This is a genomic window from Streptomyces sp. NPDC002845 (assembly GCF_053591955.1).
Genome location: NZ_JBSFUU010000135.1, coordinates 1 through 16036, shown reverse-complemented (window position 1 = coordinate 16036; position 16036 = coordinate 1). Strand labels below are relative to the sequence as shown.

13 protein-coding genes and 1 pseudogene are annotated in these 16036 nt (G+C 67.0%); 10 read left to right on the top strand and 4 right to left on the bottom strand.

Translation table 11 applies throughout. The annotated features are described in order from the left end of the window. Nucleotides 1–272: 272 nt before the first annotated feature. Nucleotides 273–1439 (top strand): helix-turn-helix domain-containing protein, encoded by a 1167-nt coding sequence (locus ACWD3C_RS45890; RefSeq protein WP_451154330.1) that lies wholly within the window; start codon nucleotides 273–275, stop codon nucleotides 1437–1439. A gap of 160 nt (nucleotides 1440–1599) precedes the next feature. Here ACWD3C_RS45890 and ACWD3C_RS45885 read toward each other — a convergent pair whose 3' ends face one another. Together ACWD3C_RS45885 and ACWD3C_RS45880 are read right to left on the bottom strand one after the other, a co-directional pair. Then, a complete protein-coding gene (locus tag ACWD3C_RS45885) occupies nucleotides 1600–4308 on the bottom strand; it encodes a TOTE conflict system archaeo-eukaryotic primase domain-containing protein (protein WP_451154328.1) in 2709 nt (902 codons plus the stop codon). Nucleotides 4309–4314: 6 nt separating this feature from the next. Beyond that, nucleotides 4315–5322 carry an SEC-C domain-containing protein gene (locus ACWD3C_RS45880; protein WP_451154326.1) on the bottom strand — a complete coding sequence of 336 codons (1008 nt, stop codon included), beginning with the start codon at nucleotides 5320–5322 and terminating at the stop codon, nucleotides 4315–4317. Nucleotides 5323–5660: 338 nt separating this feature from the next. Here ACWD3C_RS45880 and ACWD3C_RS45875 point away from each other — a divergent pair, with 338 nt between their 5' ends. Then, nucleotides 5661–6116, top strand: a complete 456-nt coding sequence (locus ACWD3C_RS45875) for a single-stranded DNA-binding protein (protein WP_451154324.1) — start codon at nucleotides 5661–5663, stop codon at nucleotides 6114–6116. Nucleotides 6117–6178: 62 nt separating this feature from the next. On the opposite strand, the gene ACWD3C_RS45870 is transcribed toward ACWD3C_RS45875, so the two are convergent. After that, nucleotides 6179–7084 (bottom strand): hypothetical protein, encoded by a 906-nt coding sequence (locus ACWD3C_RS45870; protein ID WP_451154322.1) that lies wholly within the window; start codon nucleotides 7082–7084, stop codon nucleotides 6179–6181. Nucleotides 7085–7339: 255 nt separating this feature from the next. Here ACWD3C_RS45870 and ACWD3C_RS45865 point away from each other — a divergent pair, with 255 nt between their 5' ends. Together ACWD3C_RS45865 and ACWD3C_RS45860 are read left to right on the top strand one after the other, a co-directional pair. Beyond that, on the top strand, nucleotides 7340–7813 hold the full coding sequence (locus tag ACWD3C_RS45865; RefSeq protein ID WP_451154320.1) for a hypothetical protein: 474 nt from the start codon (nucleotides 7340–7342) through the stop codon (nucleotides 7811–7813). 167 nt (nucleotides 7814–7980) lie between these two features. Further along, complete coding sequence (locus tag ACWD3C_RS45860; RefSeq protein WP_451154318.1) at nucleotides 7981–9390, top strand: AAA family ATPase; 1410 nt, start codon at nucleotides 7981–7983, stop codon at nucleotides 9388–9390. Between the two features lie 41 nt (nucleotides 9391–9431). Here the strand turns inward: ACWD3C_RS45860 and ACWD3C_RS45855 are convergent, their stop codons facing one another. Beyond that, entirely contained in the window at nucleotides 9432–9827 is a 396-nt protein-coding gene (locus ACWD3C_RS45855) for a VOC family protein (protein ID WP_042163766.1), read from the bottom strand. Between the two features lie 180 nt (nucleotides 9828–10007). Here ACWD3C_RS45855 and ACWD3C_RS45850 point away from each other — a divergent pair, with 180 nt between their 5' ends. The 6 genes and pseudogenes from ACWD3C_RS45850 to ACWD3C_RS45825 all read left to right on the top strand — a co-directional run bounded on the left by ACWD3C_RS45850 (nucleotide 10008) and on the right by ACWD3C_RS45825 (nucleotide 15633). Beyond that, entirely contained in the window at nucleotides 10008–10832 is an 825-nt protein-coding gene (locus ACWD3C_RS45850) for an HARBI1 family protein (RefSeq protein WP_451154315.1), read from the top strand. A 740-nt stretch (nucleotides 10833–11572) separates the two neighbouring features. After that, nucleotides 11573–11887: pseudogene (locus ACWD3C_RS45845) on the top strand (transposase); the annotation flags it as partial. Nucleotides 11888–12071: 184 nt separating this feature from the next. Further along, a complete protein-coding gene (locus tag ACWD3C_RS45840; protein ID WP_451154313.1) occupies nucleotides 12072–12845 on the top strand; it encodes a hypothetical protein in 774 nt (257 codons plus the stop codon). After that, nucleotides 12842–14026, top strand: coding sequence for a PD-(D/E)XK nuclease family protein (locus ACWD3C_RS45835; RefSeq protein WP_451154311.1), 1185 nt, complete (start codon nucleotides 12842–12844; stop codon nucleotides 14024–14026). Before ACWD3C_RS45840 ends, ACWD3C_RS45835 begins: the two co-directional genes overlap by 4 nt. A 387-nt stretch (nucleotides 14027–14413) precedes the next feature. Continuing rightward, nucleotides 14414–14677: a hypothetical protein gene (locus tag ACWD3C_RS45830; protein WP_451154309.1), complete on the top strand. Its 264-nt coding sequence runs from the start codon at nucleotides 14414–14416 to the stop codon at nucleotides 14675–14677. Between the two features lie 155 nt (nucleotides 14678–14832). After that, entirely contained in the window at nucleotides 14833–15633 is an 801-nt protein-coding gene (locus tag ACWD3C_RS45825; protein WP_451154307.1) for a hypothetical protein, read from the top strand. The last annotated feature ends 403 nt before the right edge of the window (nucleotides 15634–16036 follow it).

Genomic DNA, 16036 nt, shown 5'->3' with positions numbered 1-16036 from the left:
CCAGACTCGACCGGCACACCACCGATCACCCAGAAGAATCCTCCGCCGCCCCAGCCGCATGATCAACCCCCGAAGGACTTATGACGCAGACCACTTAGTCTCGTGATTTCTAGCGCAGGACACTAGCGGATTCCGGAGGAGGTCCGAGGCCGCGTCCTCGGCCTCCAGAACGCGGTCTCCCTGGCTGCGATCCCTGTAGGGTTCCAGAAGTGACGTACAGCATCTGACCAGGCACTTTGCGACTCCGGGCGATCACGACAAGCTCGGACCCCATGGCACTGCGCATGCTCTACCTGGTCTTCCTCCGACTCCTCGGACTGCTCCTGCTGCTCTCCCGCTCGCAGCAGACCAAGGACGCCGAGCTGCTCGCGCTGCGCCACGAGAACGCGGTGCTGCGCCGCCGGCTCGGCGTCCGGCCACATCTCACCTGGCCGGACCGCGCCGTGCTCGCCGCCCTCGCCCGGCACCTACCCTCCCGGCTGCGCCGACACCGCCTGTTCACACCCGGCACCCTGCTCACCTGGCACCGGCGGCTACTGCGCTGGAAGTGGAAGCAGAAACCCGCACGGACCGGCCGCCCGCCGATCTCCGAGGAACTCACCGCCCTGATCCTGCGCCTGGCCCGCGAGGACCCGACCTGGGGCTCAACCCGTATCCAGGGCGAGCTGCGGCGCCTGGGCCACCGCGTCGGCGCCTCCACCATCCGACGCATCCTGCGCAGCGCCGGCCTCGGCCCCGCACCCAGACGAAGCCGCTCCGCCCCGACCTGGCGCGAGTTCGTACGCGCCCAGGCCTCCGGCCTGCTCGCCGCCGACTTCTTCCACGTGGACACCGCGGGCCTGAGCAGGCTGTACGCCTTCGTGGTCATGGAGGCCGGCACCCGCACCGTGCACATCCTCGGCGTCACCGCCCACCCGACCACAGCCTGGGCCACCCAGCTCTCGAGGAACCTCCTCGCCAACCTCGCAGACCGCGCCGCCGGCTTCCGCCACCTGCTACGCGACCGCGACAGCCGCTACACCCAGGCGTTCGACGCCGTCTTCACCGCCGACGGCATCGAGATCCTGAAGAGCGCGCCACAGACACCGCGGATAAGAGAACGCCCACGTGGAGAGGTTCATCCGCAGCGTGCGGGCCGAGTGCACCGACCGGATGCCGATCTACAACGAGCAACACGCACGGCGTGTCCTCGCCGAATACGCCGAGCACTACAACTCCGGAAGGCCGCACCGGGCCCTGCACCTTCGCGCCCCAGCCGACGATCCGGACGTCATCCCCTTCCCCGCCCAGCACATCCAGCGCCACGACGTCCTCAGCGGACTCATCCACGAGTACCACGACACAGCCTGACGAAGATCACGACCGTCTGGCGAACGCCCAGCTCAACGCATATGCGGGACTTTTGGCGAATGCCCGGTCCCGGTGTAGGGAGCGCGTGATCGTGAGCACGAGTTCCTGCGGGAACGACGGAATCCGCGTGCGATGAGCACTGCGCGTGCCGGCTGATCATGAGCAGAAACCAGCACTAGGAAATCGAGTGTGGTCACTGCGAGTAGTGACAGCTCCGTGATCCGCATTCCATGACGTTCGGCCTGCATGTCAGATCGGATGGGCCGTGTGCCAGGCGGTCCAGATGTCGGCGCGGAGACGTCCTCGGTCGGGGACGGTGTGGCCGTTGTCGCGGGCCCAGGAACGGACTTCGGCGACTGTCGGCTTCCCTTCAGGGAGGTCGCGGACGGGCGGGGCGTCGTCCTGCGGCGTGGGGACCTTGGTGGCAGAGGGGCCGGTGGCGGTACGGGTGGTGAAACCTCGGCGGGCCAGAACGCGGCGCCGATGGTGGTGCATGCTCTCCAGACGGGAGACGGCCACGTCGACGTAGTCATGGACCTCGACATCGGTCTTGCCCGTTTCCAACTCGCGCATGACGCGGCCGACTTGTTGGATGCTCTTGCCTTTGAAGCGGAACGGACTGGTCAGGAAGAGGCAGTCGAGGCGGGCCGCGTCGAAGCCTTCGCCGGCGACCTTGTCGATGGCCAGGAGCACGGTCGGGCCAGTGTCTTGAGAGTCGAGGGCGGTGCGGACCTCGGCGCGCTCGGCCGCGCTGAGCCGGCCGTGCAGGAGCATCGGGTGGATGCCGTGATGGTGGAGGGCTTCGGCGAGACGGTCGAGGTGTTCGAGGCGGTTGCTGAGGGCGAGGCTGTGGCGGCCGCGGCGGGCGGCGTCGGCGATGTCCGCGGCGATGCGGGCGTTGCGTTCCTCGTCGGCGGCGAGTTCTCCGTACAGAGCCTGGAAGGAGACGCCGTCGTCGCCGGTCTCCTCGGTGGTGAAGGCGGTGGGGTGGACGATCAGGTGCTTGGTGAAGGTGGTCTGGTCGGCGATCTCGTGGCGGACGGGGCCGCACTGCATGGTGATGAGCGCGTCCATCTGGTCGGCGCGGTAGGGGGTGGCGGACAGGCCCACCCAGCGGCGCACGGCGGCTCTGTTCACCGCTGCCACGGCGGCGGGGGCGCCGATGGCGTGACACTCGTCCACGATCACTAGGCCGTAGCTGTCCAGGAGTTGGTCGGGGGCGTCGCGGTGGGCGAGGGACTGGAGCATCACCAGGTCGACCACGCCGCCGCGGCGGTCCTTGCCGCCGCCCAGTGAGCCGACTTCCTTCTCGCCCAGGTCGAGGAAGGTGGCCAGGCGTTCACCCCACTGGACGAGGAGTTCGGCCTTGTTCACGATGATCGCGGTCGGCTGTGCGGTCTCGGCGATCAGAGCGCAGGCCATCACGGTCTTGCCGGTGCCTGGCGGGGCCACGAGTACGCCGGTCATGTGCGGGGGCATCGTGTCGACTGCTTTGGCCTGCACCGGGGTGAGTTCACCGGTGAAGCGCGCGGTGATCGCCTCGTACGTGGGCAGGTCGTCGTCGATACGCAGGTCTCCGCCTGCCGAGGCGATGAGCTTGGTCGCTTCGTCGGCCAGTCCTCTGGGGATACGCAGCCAGTCGGGGTCGCTCGCGTCGAAGCACATCACGAACCGGGGTGTCCCGAACGTGGAGTAGCGCATCTTCTGCTTCTTGTAGAAGTCCGGGTTGTGCAGGCTCGCCAGGTGCTTGAGCGCCGCTAGGAGCGGGGCGGGCAGCCCCGTGGTGGCGATGGCAAGCATGGCCCCCAGCCGGGCCCGTACTACTTCGGGAGCCGTGCCGAGCGCGGAGCGCCGCGGCTTCGGCGGCATCCTCTCGAGTGTGGCCGCCGGGCCGACCGTGACCGGCGCCATCGTGTCCACCAGTGCCTCGACCTCGCCTCGCCCCAGGCGTTGGATCTGGGAGAGGTGGGCGAACTGGTCGGGGTAGGGCGTCCAGGTCGCCGGATCGCAGAAGAGGGTGGTGCCGCGCTCGCGGCAGTCGCCGTTGAGCGGCAGGGCGATCAGGTTGCCGAAACTGCCGTTACCGGAGGACTTGGTCGGCAGCAGGTCCTGGGCGGGGAAGAACCGGTCGAAGCTGGCCAGGGACATCCGCTCGCGTGCGGTCATGGCGTCCCGCAGCAGTGCGGCGCCCAGCTGCCGGGCAAAACCGGCGGGGATGGGTTCGGTAAAGAACGTCCACACGTGGGCGCCCTCGCCGGACCGGGAGACCTCCGCATACGCCGGGACTCCGGCCGCCCAGCACGCCTGATGGTAAGCGGCAGCGTCCCCGCGCCAGTCCTTGTCGTCGAAGTCGCAGGCCAGCAGCCGGCAGGTGTCGTCGGTGAGCAGCGGATACAGGCCGACGTGCTCCTGATCATGTCCGGGCTTCGGGCGGCTGAGGTGCTCGATGAGGACCTGGTCGGTGAGCGGCAGCAGCTCGCGTTCCTCCCCGGCACGTCGCTCCCACGGACGCTTGGTCTCCGCCGGGCTCCAGCCCGTCTTCCCGGACGTGGACTTCGCGACCCAGCGGCGCGCGTAGACGTCCGTGCGGCCCGTGAACAGGGCCTTGAACAAAGCGAGTTTGGCCTCCACCGTGGAGCGGGCGTCGGCGTGAGGCAGGCCGGATGGGGACCGCATCGGCGGGCCGAAGTCCGTGGGGGCGGCCTGAGCCGTCGTCTGGGGTGATGGCGGGTCGTCCCAGGAGGGCACCTGTGCGGCGGCCGGTCCCAGCATGGCGCGCAGGCGCGTGTTCTCCCCGCGCAGTGCCGCGTTCTCCTCCAGCGCCACATCCAGCCGGATGCGGAGCTCGGCCGGGTCCTCCCACACGTCCATGTCCGGCATCATGGACGTCCCGCGCGGCGCGGACGCGCACGCCGGGCCCGGTTCCTGCGCGCGTACGGCACGCGTCTGTTCGGTCATGGCCGGTCAGTTCCGCGCGGGCGTGCCGCAGCACTTCTTGAACTTCTTCCCCGACTCGCACCAGCACGGGCCGTTGCGCGGCGGCGGCCAGAGCACAGCCGCCTCGGGGGTGGTCTCGGCCCGCCACGGCCCGTATGCCTGGCGGGTTTCGGGGGCGGCGGGATCGCATCCGGTGCGTTGTGCGTACGTCCCGTAGTCGGCGAGGTCGGCGGTGACCAGGCGGACGTGTACGGCGCCGGCATCGCTGTAGGCGCGGGCCTCGTTCTGGAGGCGGGCTGCGTAGGTGTCGTAGTCGTCCGTGTACGCCTCGGTCGTCTCGGGCCACCGTGCGCGCACGGCGGGGAACTCCGCGCGGCTCCAGCGCAGCACGATGCCGTCGTAGGGTCCGTCATCGTCAGGCAGGAGTTGAGGGCCGCCCGGCAGCGACTGGACGGTTTCCCGCAGCAGTCTGCCGAACTCGTCCAACTCCTGTTGAGCGACGGCTTCGGCGGCCAGGTCCTGCGCATCGGGCTCCATGCCGAGCTCCTCGTGCAGGAAACTGCGGCTGAGATGGAGAGAATGCCGCTGCGCACCGGCGTTCTCGGTGTCCTGCGCGGCTCCGGTGTGGGCCAGGGCTGCCTCGCACCAGACCAGCGCCGCCTCCAACGTGCCGGTGTCGATGAGCAGTTCCACCATGTCGTGGTAGATCCGCAGGTCCGCCGTCTGGGCCGCATCCAGTTCGGCGCGCAGTGCGTCCCGTTCGGTGTCGCCCTCGTCGTGGTGGCCGAGCGCGTAGAGCTGCTCGATGACGCCGACGTACGCATCCCTCCGGCTGGGCCCGTCCCCCTCCCGGGCCTGGCGGAAGAGGGCAAGAGCGCGGTTGGGGTCGTGCTCGCGACGGGCCCGGTGCCAGCCGGCGTCGATCAGGGCGCGCGACGCGTCCGGATCAGCGGCGTGGTCGCGGGCCCACTGCTCGCAGTCGGTGGCGGTCGGCTCGTGCCCGAGCCGGGCAAGGAAGGTTTCGTACGTGGACACGGGGGACACCCTGCCCGAGCCAGGAGGCCCTACGCATCGCTTCCCGGAAAGCACCCTCAACGCGAGGGGCTGAGCTGCTCGTCCTGTCGGGGCGTTCGCTACCGTGAGGCGTTTCGCCCGGTCGTGGCTCAGTCCTGCCGTGCGGTTGGGCTGAACGAGTGAATGCACAGCAATGGCCCGGCGAGATGCGGGCGGATGAGCACAAGGGGCGCCGGCGGCAGCAGATACCGTCATGATCGCGTGCGGTGGCTGACTGCGGCCACCGGTTCGGCTGAACTGTCAGCGCCCGCGGATACGGTGGGCTCAACCAAGGTGCGGCAGGTGAAGGGGCGGTGGTCATGGCGGGCGAGACGCTGGTGACTGTGGTGGGCAACCTGACCGCCGACCCGGAACTGCGGCACACCAATTCGGGACTGTCCGTCACCGGGTTCACGATCGCATCCACCCCACGTGTCTTCGACCGCGAGCGCAACGAATTCGTCGACGGGGAACCGCTGTTTCTGCGCTGCTCGATCTGGCGCCAGGCCGCCGAGAACGCCGCCCAGTCCCTCACCAAGGGCGCCCGGGTCATCGTCACCGGCCGCCTCAAGCAGCGCACCTTCGACGACAAGGAAGGCGTCCGCCGCACCGTCGTCGAGATCGAGGCCGAGGAGATCGCCGCCTCCCTGACGTACGCGAAGGCGGCCGTCACCAAGACCTACCAGCCCGGCGGCACCGCCCCCGCACCCCGCCCCGCCACCACGGACACCGGCCAGGCCCAGGGACCGGCTCCCGCCGCGACCCACCCGTTCTGACCACGGCAGCACGACGGGCGGCCCACAGCACGATTCCGGCTCGCAGCGAGTACGGCTCGCGCCTACGCGCGCGGCCAGGCTGCCGGGACAGCCGGCGGCAGCGGGATCTCGTCCAGCCGCAGCCATCGCTCCTGGCTCTGATCGGGCAGGCGAAACCGCACGTCCCCGGCTTCGTCCGCCTCGTACGGGGCGTCCCCGACCGCCCTCAGCAGGGCCCGCAGCCTGGGATAGGGAGTCTGCATCGCCCGGCCGCGCACACCCTCGCCGCGCAGGGCGGCCAGGGTGTAGGAAGCGACGTTCACCCCGGTGCGCCGGTGGCCGTCGGCGTGCGCCACCGCTTCCGGGTGTTCCACGATGGAGGTCAGTGCCTGGGGCCCGGCGACCGTGTAGGTCAGCAGCAGGTCCCCGCGCTGGAGCACGACCTGCACCCCCGGCTCCACCAGCGAGCCGTCGCCATCGGTCGCCAACGCCACCTTGCCGACCATCGGGCCCATGCCGATCTCACGGACTTCGTCGAACTGTTCCACCGTGGCGTCCACGAACCGCCCGGAGTCCGGCAGCACCAGCACGCAGTGTCCGTTCCAGGAGGTCCCCGTCCAACTCGGCGTGAGCGAGCCGTAGCGCATCCCGCCACCGTCCTGGTTCTGGATCGCCAGGTCGACCGGCAGCAGTTCGGCCCGCACCCCCAGCTGACCGTAGGCGTTGCGCAGCGTCATGCACGCGTCCACGCAGATGTTCGCCGGGACGCGGCCGTCGGCGAGGGCCACCCACGGATACGGCAGCACCAGTTCCACCAGTTGGTCGGGCTTCGCGTGCTCCAGCATCCGCGCCGCCACCTCCAGGTTCCCCCGCAGCGGCAACCCGCCCCCCGGCAACACCTCAACCGCCGCACGCTGACGCGGCACCGAGGGACGGGGGACCCTCTTCTGCGGCATCCGGTGCTTCCTGCCCCGCTTCTGCTTCGACATGAGCAGAGCCTAAAGATCTCAACCGGCCCCGCAACAGAGCGCATTCAAGGCATACGCTCGCCTGGGCCACATGGCTCTGAGTCGGTGAGCGCCCACCTGTTCAGCGTGGTCGACTGCCCCCATCGTTGGAGACCCATCACTAATCACCAATGAATGACCGTGGTTTTGATGTTGATTCACAGTCGTCTAACTGACATTCTGTGAGCCCGGCTGATTCACAGGCCATTGAGGTGTTATTCGCTGGAGGGGGCACAGATGGACCTGACGATCACCATGAAGGGTGCATCGGAGGACTTCGTTCGCGAGGTCTTGCAGTCGTTCGCCGGAGCTGCGGGCGTCGAAATCGCCACGGAGCCCGCAGACACCGAGTGGACCCAGGACCGCGCGTACCGACTGCTCCGCAACAGCAACATCCGCGTGGTGCTGCTACTGAGCCAGTTGGTGAAGGGTGACGGCTGGCTGGACGCTCACGCCTACCGGGAGAAGTGGGGAGACAACGCGCTCCGTGGCCCGTCGGCCGCCCTGACGAAGGCAATCACACGCGGGGCGAAGGCGGGTTGGTGGTCGCCGGACATCCCGAACCCGCTGCGCCCGACTACCCCGGACCCGTCCAAGGGCTGGTCGAAGACCGGCGGCTACTACCTTGACGACGAGCACCTCCCGGGGTTTCGGGCTGCGATGGAACGCTACGGGCAGGAGAATCGCGGCGGTTTCCCGGACGCCGAGTAGGCCGCCGGGCTGGGTCTTAAGTATCCGCGAAACTCCGGGAGCTCGGGCGGGACTGGCGGCAACCGGGCCAGCGACGTCGCCCTGGGTGGCGAGCGCGGTGGTCCGTCCGTCCCGGTTCGCTATGCGGAGGACCAGGGGTTGTCAGTGGGGCAGGGCAGACTGGTCGGATGCAGCTCACTCAGGTACGAAGTCGTCTCTTTCGTAACATCGTTGACAGCGGCGATGTTGATATCGCGCCGGACGTCACGGCACTGGTCGGCAAGAACGAGAGTGGGAAGACAGCGCTGCTGTCGGCGATCTACCGCTTCCACCCTGTGTACCCAGAGCACTCCTTCGCCCTGGGGCAGGACTATCCGCGGTGGCGGAAGGTTAAGGACACCCGCTCGGGGGAGATCAACGACGCCAAGCCAATCACCTGTACGTTCACGCTGGACGATGAGGACCTGAAAGCTGTTGCCGATGCGCTCGGGCCCGATGTGGTCAAGGGGCGCTCGTACTCACGGTCCATCCCCTACGAGGGACGACACATAGTCATCTTGCACGTCGACGAGAGTGCGGCTCTGGAGAACCTCTACAGCGATGAGGAAGTGGCGCCCGCGCTGCGCAGCGTTCTTGGAACCCGGAGCCTGGCTGCGGCCCTGGAGCAAGCCGACAACCTTGAAGCTGCGGAAGACTCCGACTACACCGCACAGGACATCGATCTTTTCACCAGGGCGGCACGCCAGCGGTTGGCCGACTGCGCGACTGCCTGGCACCGGGCGGTACGCATCCTGCGCGACCGCGAGCCGAAGTTCTTCTACTTCAGCAACTACCAAAACCTTCCCGGCCGGATCGCTCTGACGGACCTCAACGGCCAGGAAGAAGAGCCCGGTGCCTCCTCAATGCAGACTGCCCGGGCCTTGCTGGAACTCGCCAGCACCACGGCCGGAGCGCTGTCGACCGAGGACTTCGAAGAGCGCAAGGCCGAACTCGAAGCGGTAGGCAACGACATCACCCAACAGGTCTTCGAATACTGGAAGCAGAACCCGGACCTGTCAGTGGAGATCGACCTGGACAAGACCACCGTCCAGCACCCGAACGGACAGCAGGCCATCGCCAGCCACCTCGACATCCGTGTCAGGGACCGCCGCCACGGGTTCACCAACAACTTCTCCGCCCGCTCCACCGGCTTCCAGTGGTTCTTCAGCTTCCTCGCAGCCTTCTCCGAGTTCGAGAACTACCCGCACGGTGTCGTCGTCCTACTGGACGAACCAGGACTGAGCCTGCACGGCCGCGCACAGGCCGACTTCCTGCGCTTCATCAACGAGCGCCTCGCTCCCGTCGCCCAGGTCATCTACACCACCCACTCGCCGTTCATGGTCGAAACGGCCCGACTCGACCGCGTCAGGATCGTCGAAGACCGCGGGCCGGATACCGGCGCTGTCGTCACTGACGAAGTCCTCTCCGTCACCGACGACTCGCTCTTCCCGCTCCAAGCCGCTCTTGGCTATGACATCGCCCAGAACCTCTTCGTTGGCCCCGACAACCTTCTGGTCGAAGGAACCAGCGACTACACCGAGGTCTTCTCGGCAACGTAACGGTTGCGGTGTGTGACGGGGTGCGGGTGCCCGCTCGCGGCCTAGGTCTGCGGTGCCAGGGTGCGTAGGACGTCGAACTCGTTGCCCTCGGGGTCTGCCATGACTACCCAGTTTCGGTCTGACCCCTGGCCCACATCCGTCTTGGTGGCGCCGAGGCCGAGCAATCTGGTCACCTCGTCCTCGGTGCTGCCGTCGATTGGACTGACGTCGAGGTGAAGCCGGTTCTTCACGGTCTTGCCCTCGGGCACCTGTATGAAGAGCAGGGTGGGCGGCATCTGACGGGCCCGAACATCCTCGACGGCCGGCACCCAGGAGCCGATCTCGACCTTGCCCTCGCTCCGGTCGATCACCTTGAAGTCCAGGACCTCGCACCAGAAGGCCGCGAGCCTCTCAGGATCGTGGCAGTCAACGGCCAACTCAGTGAACCTACTTGTCATGACTCTCCCCAGGCAGTGCGGAGGGTTCAGAGTATTGGCCAGGCCGCCCGTCCGACAGATCCGCGATCTTCCTGGCTGGCGAGCCATCAGACGGGCTTGACCCGGCATCAGATACGCGAGAAGCCCCTGGTAGGAACAGGTCTGCGAAGATCACGTTCCGGAACCCAGAGGCTTCACGCGTTGACCAGTATCACCTACACCGCAACACTCGACGTCGGCAGGGAGACCGCCGAGGCTCTCGCCCAACTCTTGCGCCTGCACCGCGAACGGCTCGGCACCCGCAGGCGGACCCGCGCTCTGGGCGTCTTCAAGCAGGGTGTCCTGGTGCTGCGGTGGTTCGTCGACGGGACCCGGCTGGCCCAACTCGCCCGGGACAACGGGGTTTCGGTGCCCACCGCGTACCGCTACTTGCACGAAGGGCTGACCGTGCTCGCCGACCACGCCCCGGATCTGTCCACCGCGCTGGAACGGGCGGCGGCCGCCGGCTACACCCATCTCAACCTGGACGGCACCGTCATCCGTACTGACCGCGTCGCCGCCCCCGGCCCCAAAGGCGCCGACCTCTGGTGGTCCGGGAAGCACAAGCACCACGGCGGCAACGTCCAGGTCATCTCCGCCCCCGACGGCTGGCCGATCTGGGTCTCCCCGGTCCGCCCCGGCCGCGAGCATGACACCACCTGCGCCCGTACCCACGGCCTCGTCGACGCCCTCAACCGGCTCGCATCCACCCTGGACATTCCCACCCTGACCGACCTCGGCTACGAGAACGCCGGCGACGGCTTCCGCCACCCGGTCAAGAAGCCCAAGGGCAGCGAACTCGATGACGAGCGGCAGGCGTTCAACTCGGTCATCCGAGGCGTCCACGCGGTCGCCGAGCGGGCCAACGCCCTGCTCAAGGTCACCTTCAAGGCCCTGCGCCGGGTCAGCCTCGACCCCAGCGGCATCACCCGAATCGCCCGAGCCGCCCTCGTCCTGCTCCAGCTGGAACACGGCCGCACCGTCTGACCGAAGATCACGAACCGTCACGAAACGTTACCGAGAAAGATTCACCTACCTCACACTGATCAGCGACTTCCTCAAAGAGGCGGGCCGCACGCACCTCGATGACCGCTGGCGCATTCTGCCCGCCGGCGGCGCCACCAACATTCCCGCCTTCGTCGCCCTCATCGGCACCAACCTCCAAGCGACAGTCCTCATCGACAGTACCCCGGCCGGAGTCGCCAAGCTCAAGACGCTCACAAACAAGGGCCTGCTATCCCCCAAACGGCTCCTGCTCACGGACGCGTTCAGCGACGGCGTCAAGGACAGTGACATCGAGGACCTGTTCTCCCCGGGCGACTACGTCAAGCTGTACAACGCAGCCTTCGGCACCAAACTCAAGGTCAGCGACCTCAACGGCAACGACCGCATCATCGCCCGCATCACCCGGGCAACCGGAGCTCCGTTCACCGAACACGGCCGCCCTGCCGACGTGCTACTCCGCAAGCGGGACGCCCTGCTACCCGGACTCTCCGAGACGACGCTGAGCCGCTTCGAGCAGCTCTTCACTGCCATCAACAGCACTCTCGCCTGAGCCTCCCGACGGCGAACATGTAGGGGGCTGGCCACCATGGAATGACGGTGGCTGGCCCCTTAAGGCTGCGACGGACGCGGGGAGAAGATCCCGAAGATCGGTGATCTGAACGTGGGCGGCATGGGTCGCGGTGAACTGGGCGACGGACATGCTCGGCGTGCCGAAGACGGTGGTGAAGGTCCGCAGCGCCCCTGGGCTGCGGTCCAGGGCCCAGGGCAACCTGCCCCTGCACGACACCGCCCAGAACCGGATCTGGCTGGAGATCGTCTTCCTCGCCCTCGACCTCCTCGCATGGATGCCGATGCTCACCCTGACCGGCAAAACCCGCCGCTGGAAAACCAAGAAGCTCCGCCTGCGGCTGTTCTCCGCCGCCCAGTTCGTGAACACCAGCCGCCGCCACTGACTGCGTCTGCCCACTCCATGGCCATGGACGCCCGTGATCACCAGCGCCATGAACCGGCTCCAGACCCTCCCGAACCCCGGCTGACCAGCCAATTCGACCGTCCCAACAACCCGCACGACCACCCCGGGAGTGGAACCCGGCGCCCACCCCAGGCGACAACCGGGCCATCAGCCTGCCCCACCCCCGGAAAAGCCGCACCCCACACGCACAGAGTCCCCGTCAGCGAACTGACGAGGACTCGTGAACGATCGAAGCTAACCTCCATTCCATGCAGTTCACCCTCGATGGCGAATCCTTCGAGCTGACACCCACGCTTGTTCGTGGGCGTCTTGCTGGTCACGTGCCCGAGGAGATCCGCGAGTACTGGGTCGAAGTAGATCGTGTGCGTTGGCCGGTCAAGCAGGTCATCTCCCTTGCGACAGGTGCCAAGCGCAGCCGGTTTCAGTCGCATGACTCTCGGCGGTGGCTGCAGAACCTCGGGTTCTTGATCGGTGCCGGATCCTCGGCCACCGAGAACGGCTCGGTCCCGAAGCTGACCGGCGCGTCTCGTCGTGGGTCTTTCGACGAGTCCCAGCTCAAGGAACTGGAGGCGCTCGACGTCCGTGTTGCGTTCTCGTGGCTGAGCGCCGGCCCGATCACGCTGGACGACGCCGGCCTGCCGAGGTTTCCCGGACTCCCGCGAGTGCCAGGGCTCTACCGCTACGATTTCGGTGCGGACGACGACGGCATCCGCGTGCTCTACATCGGGGAGTCCGTGGAGCTGGCCAGGCGAGCGAGCAACTACCGCAACGCCAAGACGGATCGCTCTCGTCAGCGCACCAGCCGCCGCATCCACAAGGAGATCGTCGGCCACTTGGAGTCCTGTGGTTCGATCGAATTCGCCATCGCCACGTCAGCCCGCTGGGGTGACGATGTCGAGCTGGACCTGCGGCTCAAGTCCGCCCGTCGCCTTGCCGAGAACGCTGCGGTGCTGCTCGCGCAGTCGCAGTCCGGGATCCGCGTGCTCAACATCGACGCGGAGCTGGGAGAGGACAGCGAGTGAGCAGTCTCCCGGATCTTCGCTTCCTGCTCTCGATCAACAGCGAGAACGCGTGGAGCGATCTGCTCGCCACCCTCATGAATGCCGACCAGGCGATCACCCGCTCCGTGCTCGGGATCGAGGCTGTTGGCCCGCTCCAGATTCGTCGGGAGGTCTCGAAGTCGCGGGGCCGGAAGGCATCGGATCGACCCGACCTGGTGGTGGAGGCGAACGGTCAGGTTGTCGCTGTCGTCGAAGTGAAGCTGCTTGCCGGCCTCGGAATTGAACAGCTGGAGCGGTACTACAAATACGTCGCCGAGGAGGACCGAGACGACTGCCAGTTCGTGGCGGTCTCGCTTCAGCGCATCCGCCTCGACACCACCCATGCCCAGGACTGGCAGAACCTCACCTGGGAGGAGATCATCGCTCCCTTCGCCTCGTCCCCGGTGCCGTGGGCCGCGACGACCGCCACAGCCTGGACGAGCCACATCGAGTCCCAGGTGCCGGAAGTGGATGGCGACACCGTCTGGAATCAGATCGACGGTATCGACCTGTACCTCGCCCTCCAGCTTCGTGCTGCCTATATGTACGACAACGTCGCCTTGCCCGGCGGCTCATCGAAGTCCATCCAGGAGATCGGCTCCGGTGGCCTGTACGTCGCGATCGTGGACGCCCCGATTCCGGGCAGCGGTTACACCGTCCGCTGGGAAGCCACCGAGAGCTTGCCGACTCAGGACGTTGGCAATCTCGTCGAGAGCAGCGGGCTTCGTGGGGTCGACTTCCGCTTCTTCCTCGTGCAGCAGCAAGTCACCTCCTCCAAGGCCTACGACTGGGATCACCTGGCGCTGCTCTGGCAGGAGTACCTCGCCCAAGAGGACTGGATTCCGTGGAGACCCCATCCGCCGCGCAAGACGTTGCAGTGGGAGAAGGATGGCGTGGCTCGACTCAAGGAACTCGGCGCTCCAGCGTTCCTCGGCAATGGCTACGGCGAGGGGCAGGCCAAGCTCAGCGGTGAGGTCGAGTTCGGCGCGCGCTTCGTGCTGCCGCCCTCAACCACACTCAAGGAAGCCGCCGAGGTGCTCAGCAGGGTGGCCGTGATCGGGTCCCGCATGGCACAGCACGCGACTCAGCCGCAAGCCAAGGAGACTGTGATTGGGTTGCTCGACGGAAAATCTGATAACGGCGACGCAGGGGTGGACGGATAGATGACGGGCGACATTGAACCCGACCGCTTGCGGCAGCTCTTCGGCGACCCGAACGAGGACGGGGTCTACCTTGTCGGCGTCGTGGAGTTCTCGGACGATGCGAGCGAGGACCAGTGGTCGTACGTCGGGAACACTCAGATGGGGACCCTGGAGTCAGTTGCCAGCAGGCTCGGCTATGAGCGGCGTGACATCACGATTTCGGAGCCTTACCGAGAGCCTGGCCGTGGGGTGCTGCCGGACGGAACAGAGCTGGCGGTCACTTCGATTACCGTGCGAGGGAGTGCATCCTGGCGTCGGAGTAGCCGGGAGCCAACGCCGGAGGAACGGCTCCGGTGGGCAGGGCATCCAGTGCCACCTCCGCCCGAGCCGGTGCCGGTCGGTCCCAACATGGAGACGGCGAGGCCTCGGATCGAGGAGCACCAGGGAGAGGTCTTCTACACGAAGACCGGCAAGTCCTTCACCTACCGGACCAGCCGCTACACCCTGGTCATCGTCGAGAGCCGGCGCAACGTGCAGTGGCACGAGATCAGGTCAGCGCTGGAGGCATGGCCGATCGCGGGGCCGTCGGAGATTCCACGATGCCCCGAACGTTCTGGGCGGTACGTCTACGGGATCGTGTCCGCCGAGCGGATCCGGCAAGGGGACTGGTGACAACCTTGGACCTGCGGCTCTGTGGCGGCTGATGCGATGCTCGCCGAACCTGCCGAATCGTCGGACGCTACAGCTACGGTTATGGGTGAGGTTCTACTACCGCGACATCCTCGTCGACCGAGCGCCGAGGAAGACCCGAGCAGTGACGAGGACGCATGGCCGAGGAGCAGGAGTACGACGAGGTCGACGCAGTTGTTCGCGTCCCCAAGGGCGAGCGTCTCACCGACTCGCGGAAGAGCGAAGGCTGGAGTCGTGGGTTCACTCCCAAGACGAGTGCCAAGGGACCGGAGCACGTCGAGATCCGCCTGAAGGCCGAAGACGAGTCAGGTTTCGCAGACAAGCCCGAGATCGTCTACGTCACCGAGTACGTGGAGGATCAGCGTCCTCAGCTCACCCCCGGCCAACAGGCCATGGTTGACATCGCGGGCCAGATCATCGGTGGTCTCGTAGAAATCGCAAAACCTCTCGTTGCCCACTGGTGGCACACCCAGACCGTGCCGGTCCTCGTTGCCAAGCGCAAAGCCTTGGTGCGGAAGCAGCAGGCCCGCAGAGCCCAGAAGAAGGCCTTGCGGGCCGGGGTCACGACGACACCTCCTGTTGCTGTCCCGGGGGTCGAGGCTGACGCGCCTTCCCAAGATGTGGCCACCGCGCCCAGCGACCCGAAGGTCACTGTGACGAGCGAGCAGTTCCAGCAGATGTTCATGACTTGGCTCGCTCGTGAGGACGCCCAGCAGGCGCTCTGGAGCCTCATCGTGAATGCCGAGGTCGAGGATGGCGGTGCTGCCACCCTGGCATGGCAGCAGGAACTGAAAGAGCTTTCGCCTGAGCAGCGAACCGAGCGGGTCATGGAGTTCTTCGCTACCAACCCCTCGATCCTGGAGGACTTCGCTCGTCAGCTCATGGGCAGCATGGCCCTCGGGCTCGGCGAGACGACTCTCAGGCGCGACCGGGTGTAGGGCCGTGCCGTTTCAGGATGGCGCGTCACTAGCCTCGCCCTTTCATGGGCTTGTTGGGCACGGCTGACGTTGGGAGTACCGAGAAGGCTTCTGATCTGCCACTTCGCCGTCCGGAGCGGCTCTCGGGCTCGGTCGGTTTGCTGCACCTGCCAGGTGCGCGGTGTCCTGCCCGCGTCGGCCACAGTCACGTGCGGAATGCCTGAGTTCCGCAGTTCGTAGGCACGTACGGGTCCGTCGATCGGTGTCTGCGCAGGTCACGGTGTTGCGGTGTACGCGCGGCGCGTGAAACGTGTGGGCACACGCCTACCCCCTGAGGCATTGATCTTCTTGCTGTGATCGTTGATGCTGTGGGCATGTACTTGCGGACCACCCAGCGGAAGAACAAGAACGGCACGACGGTCCG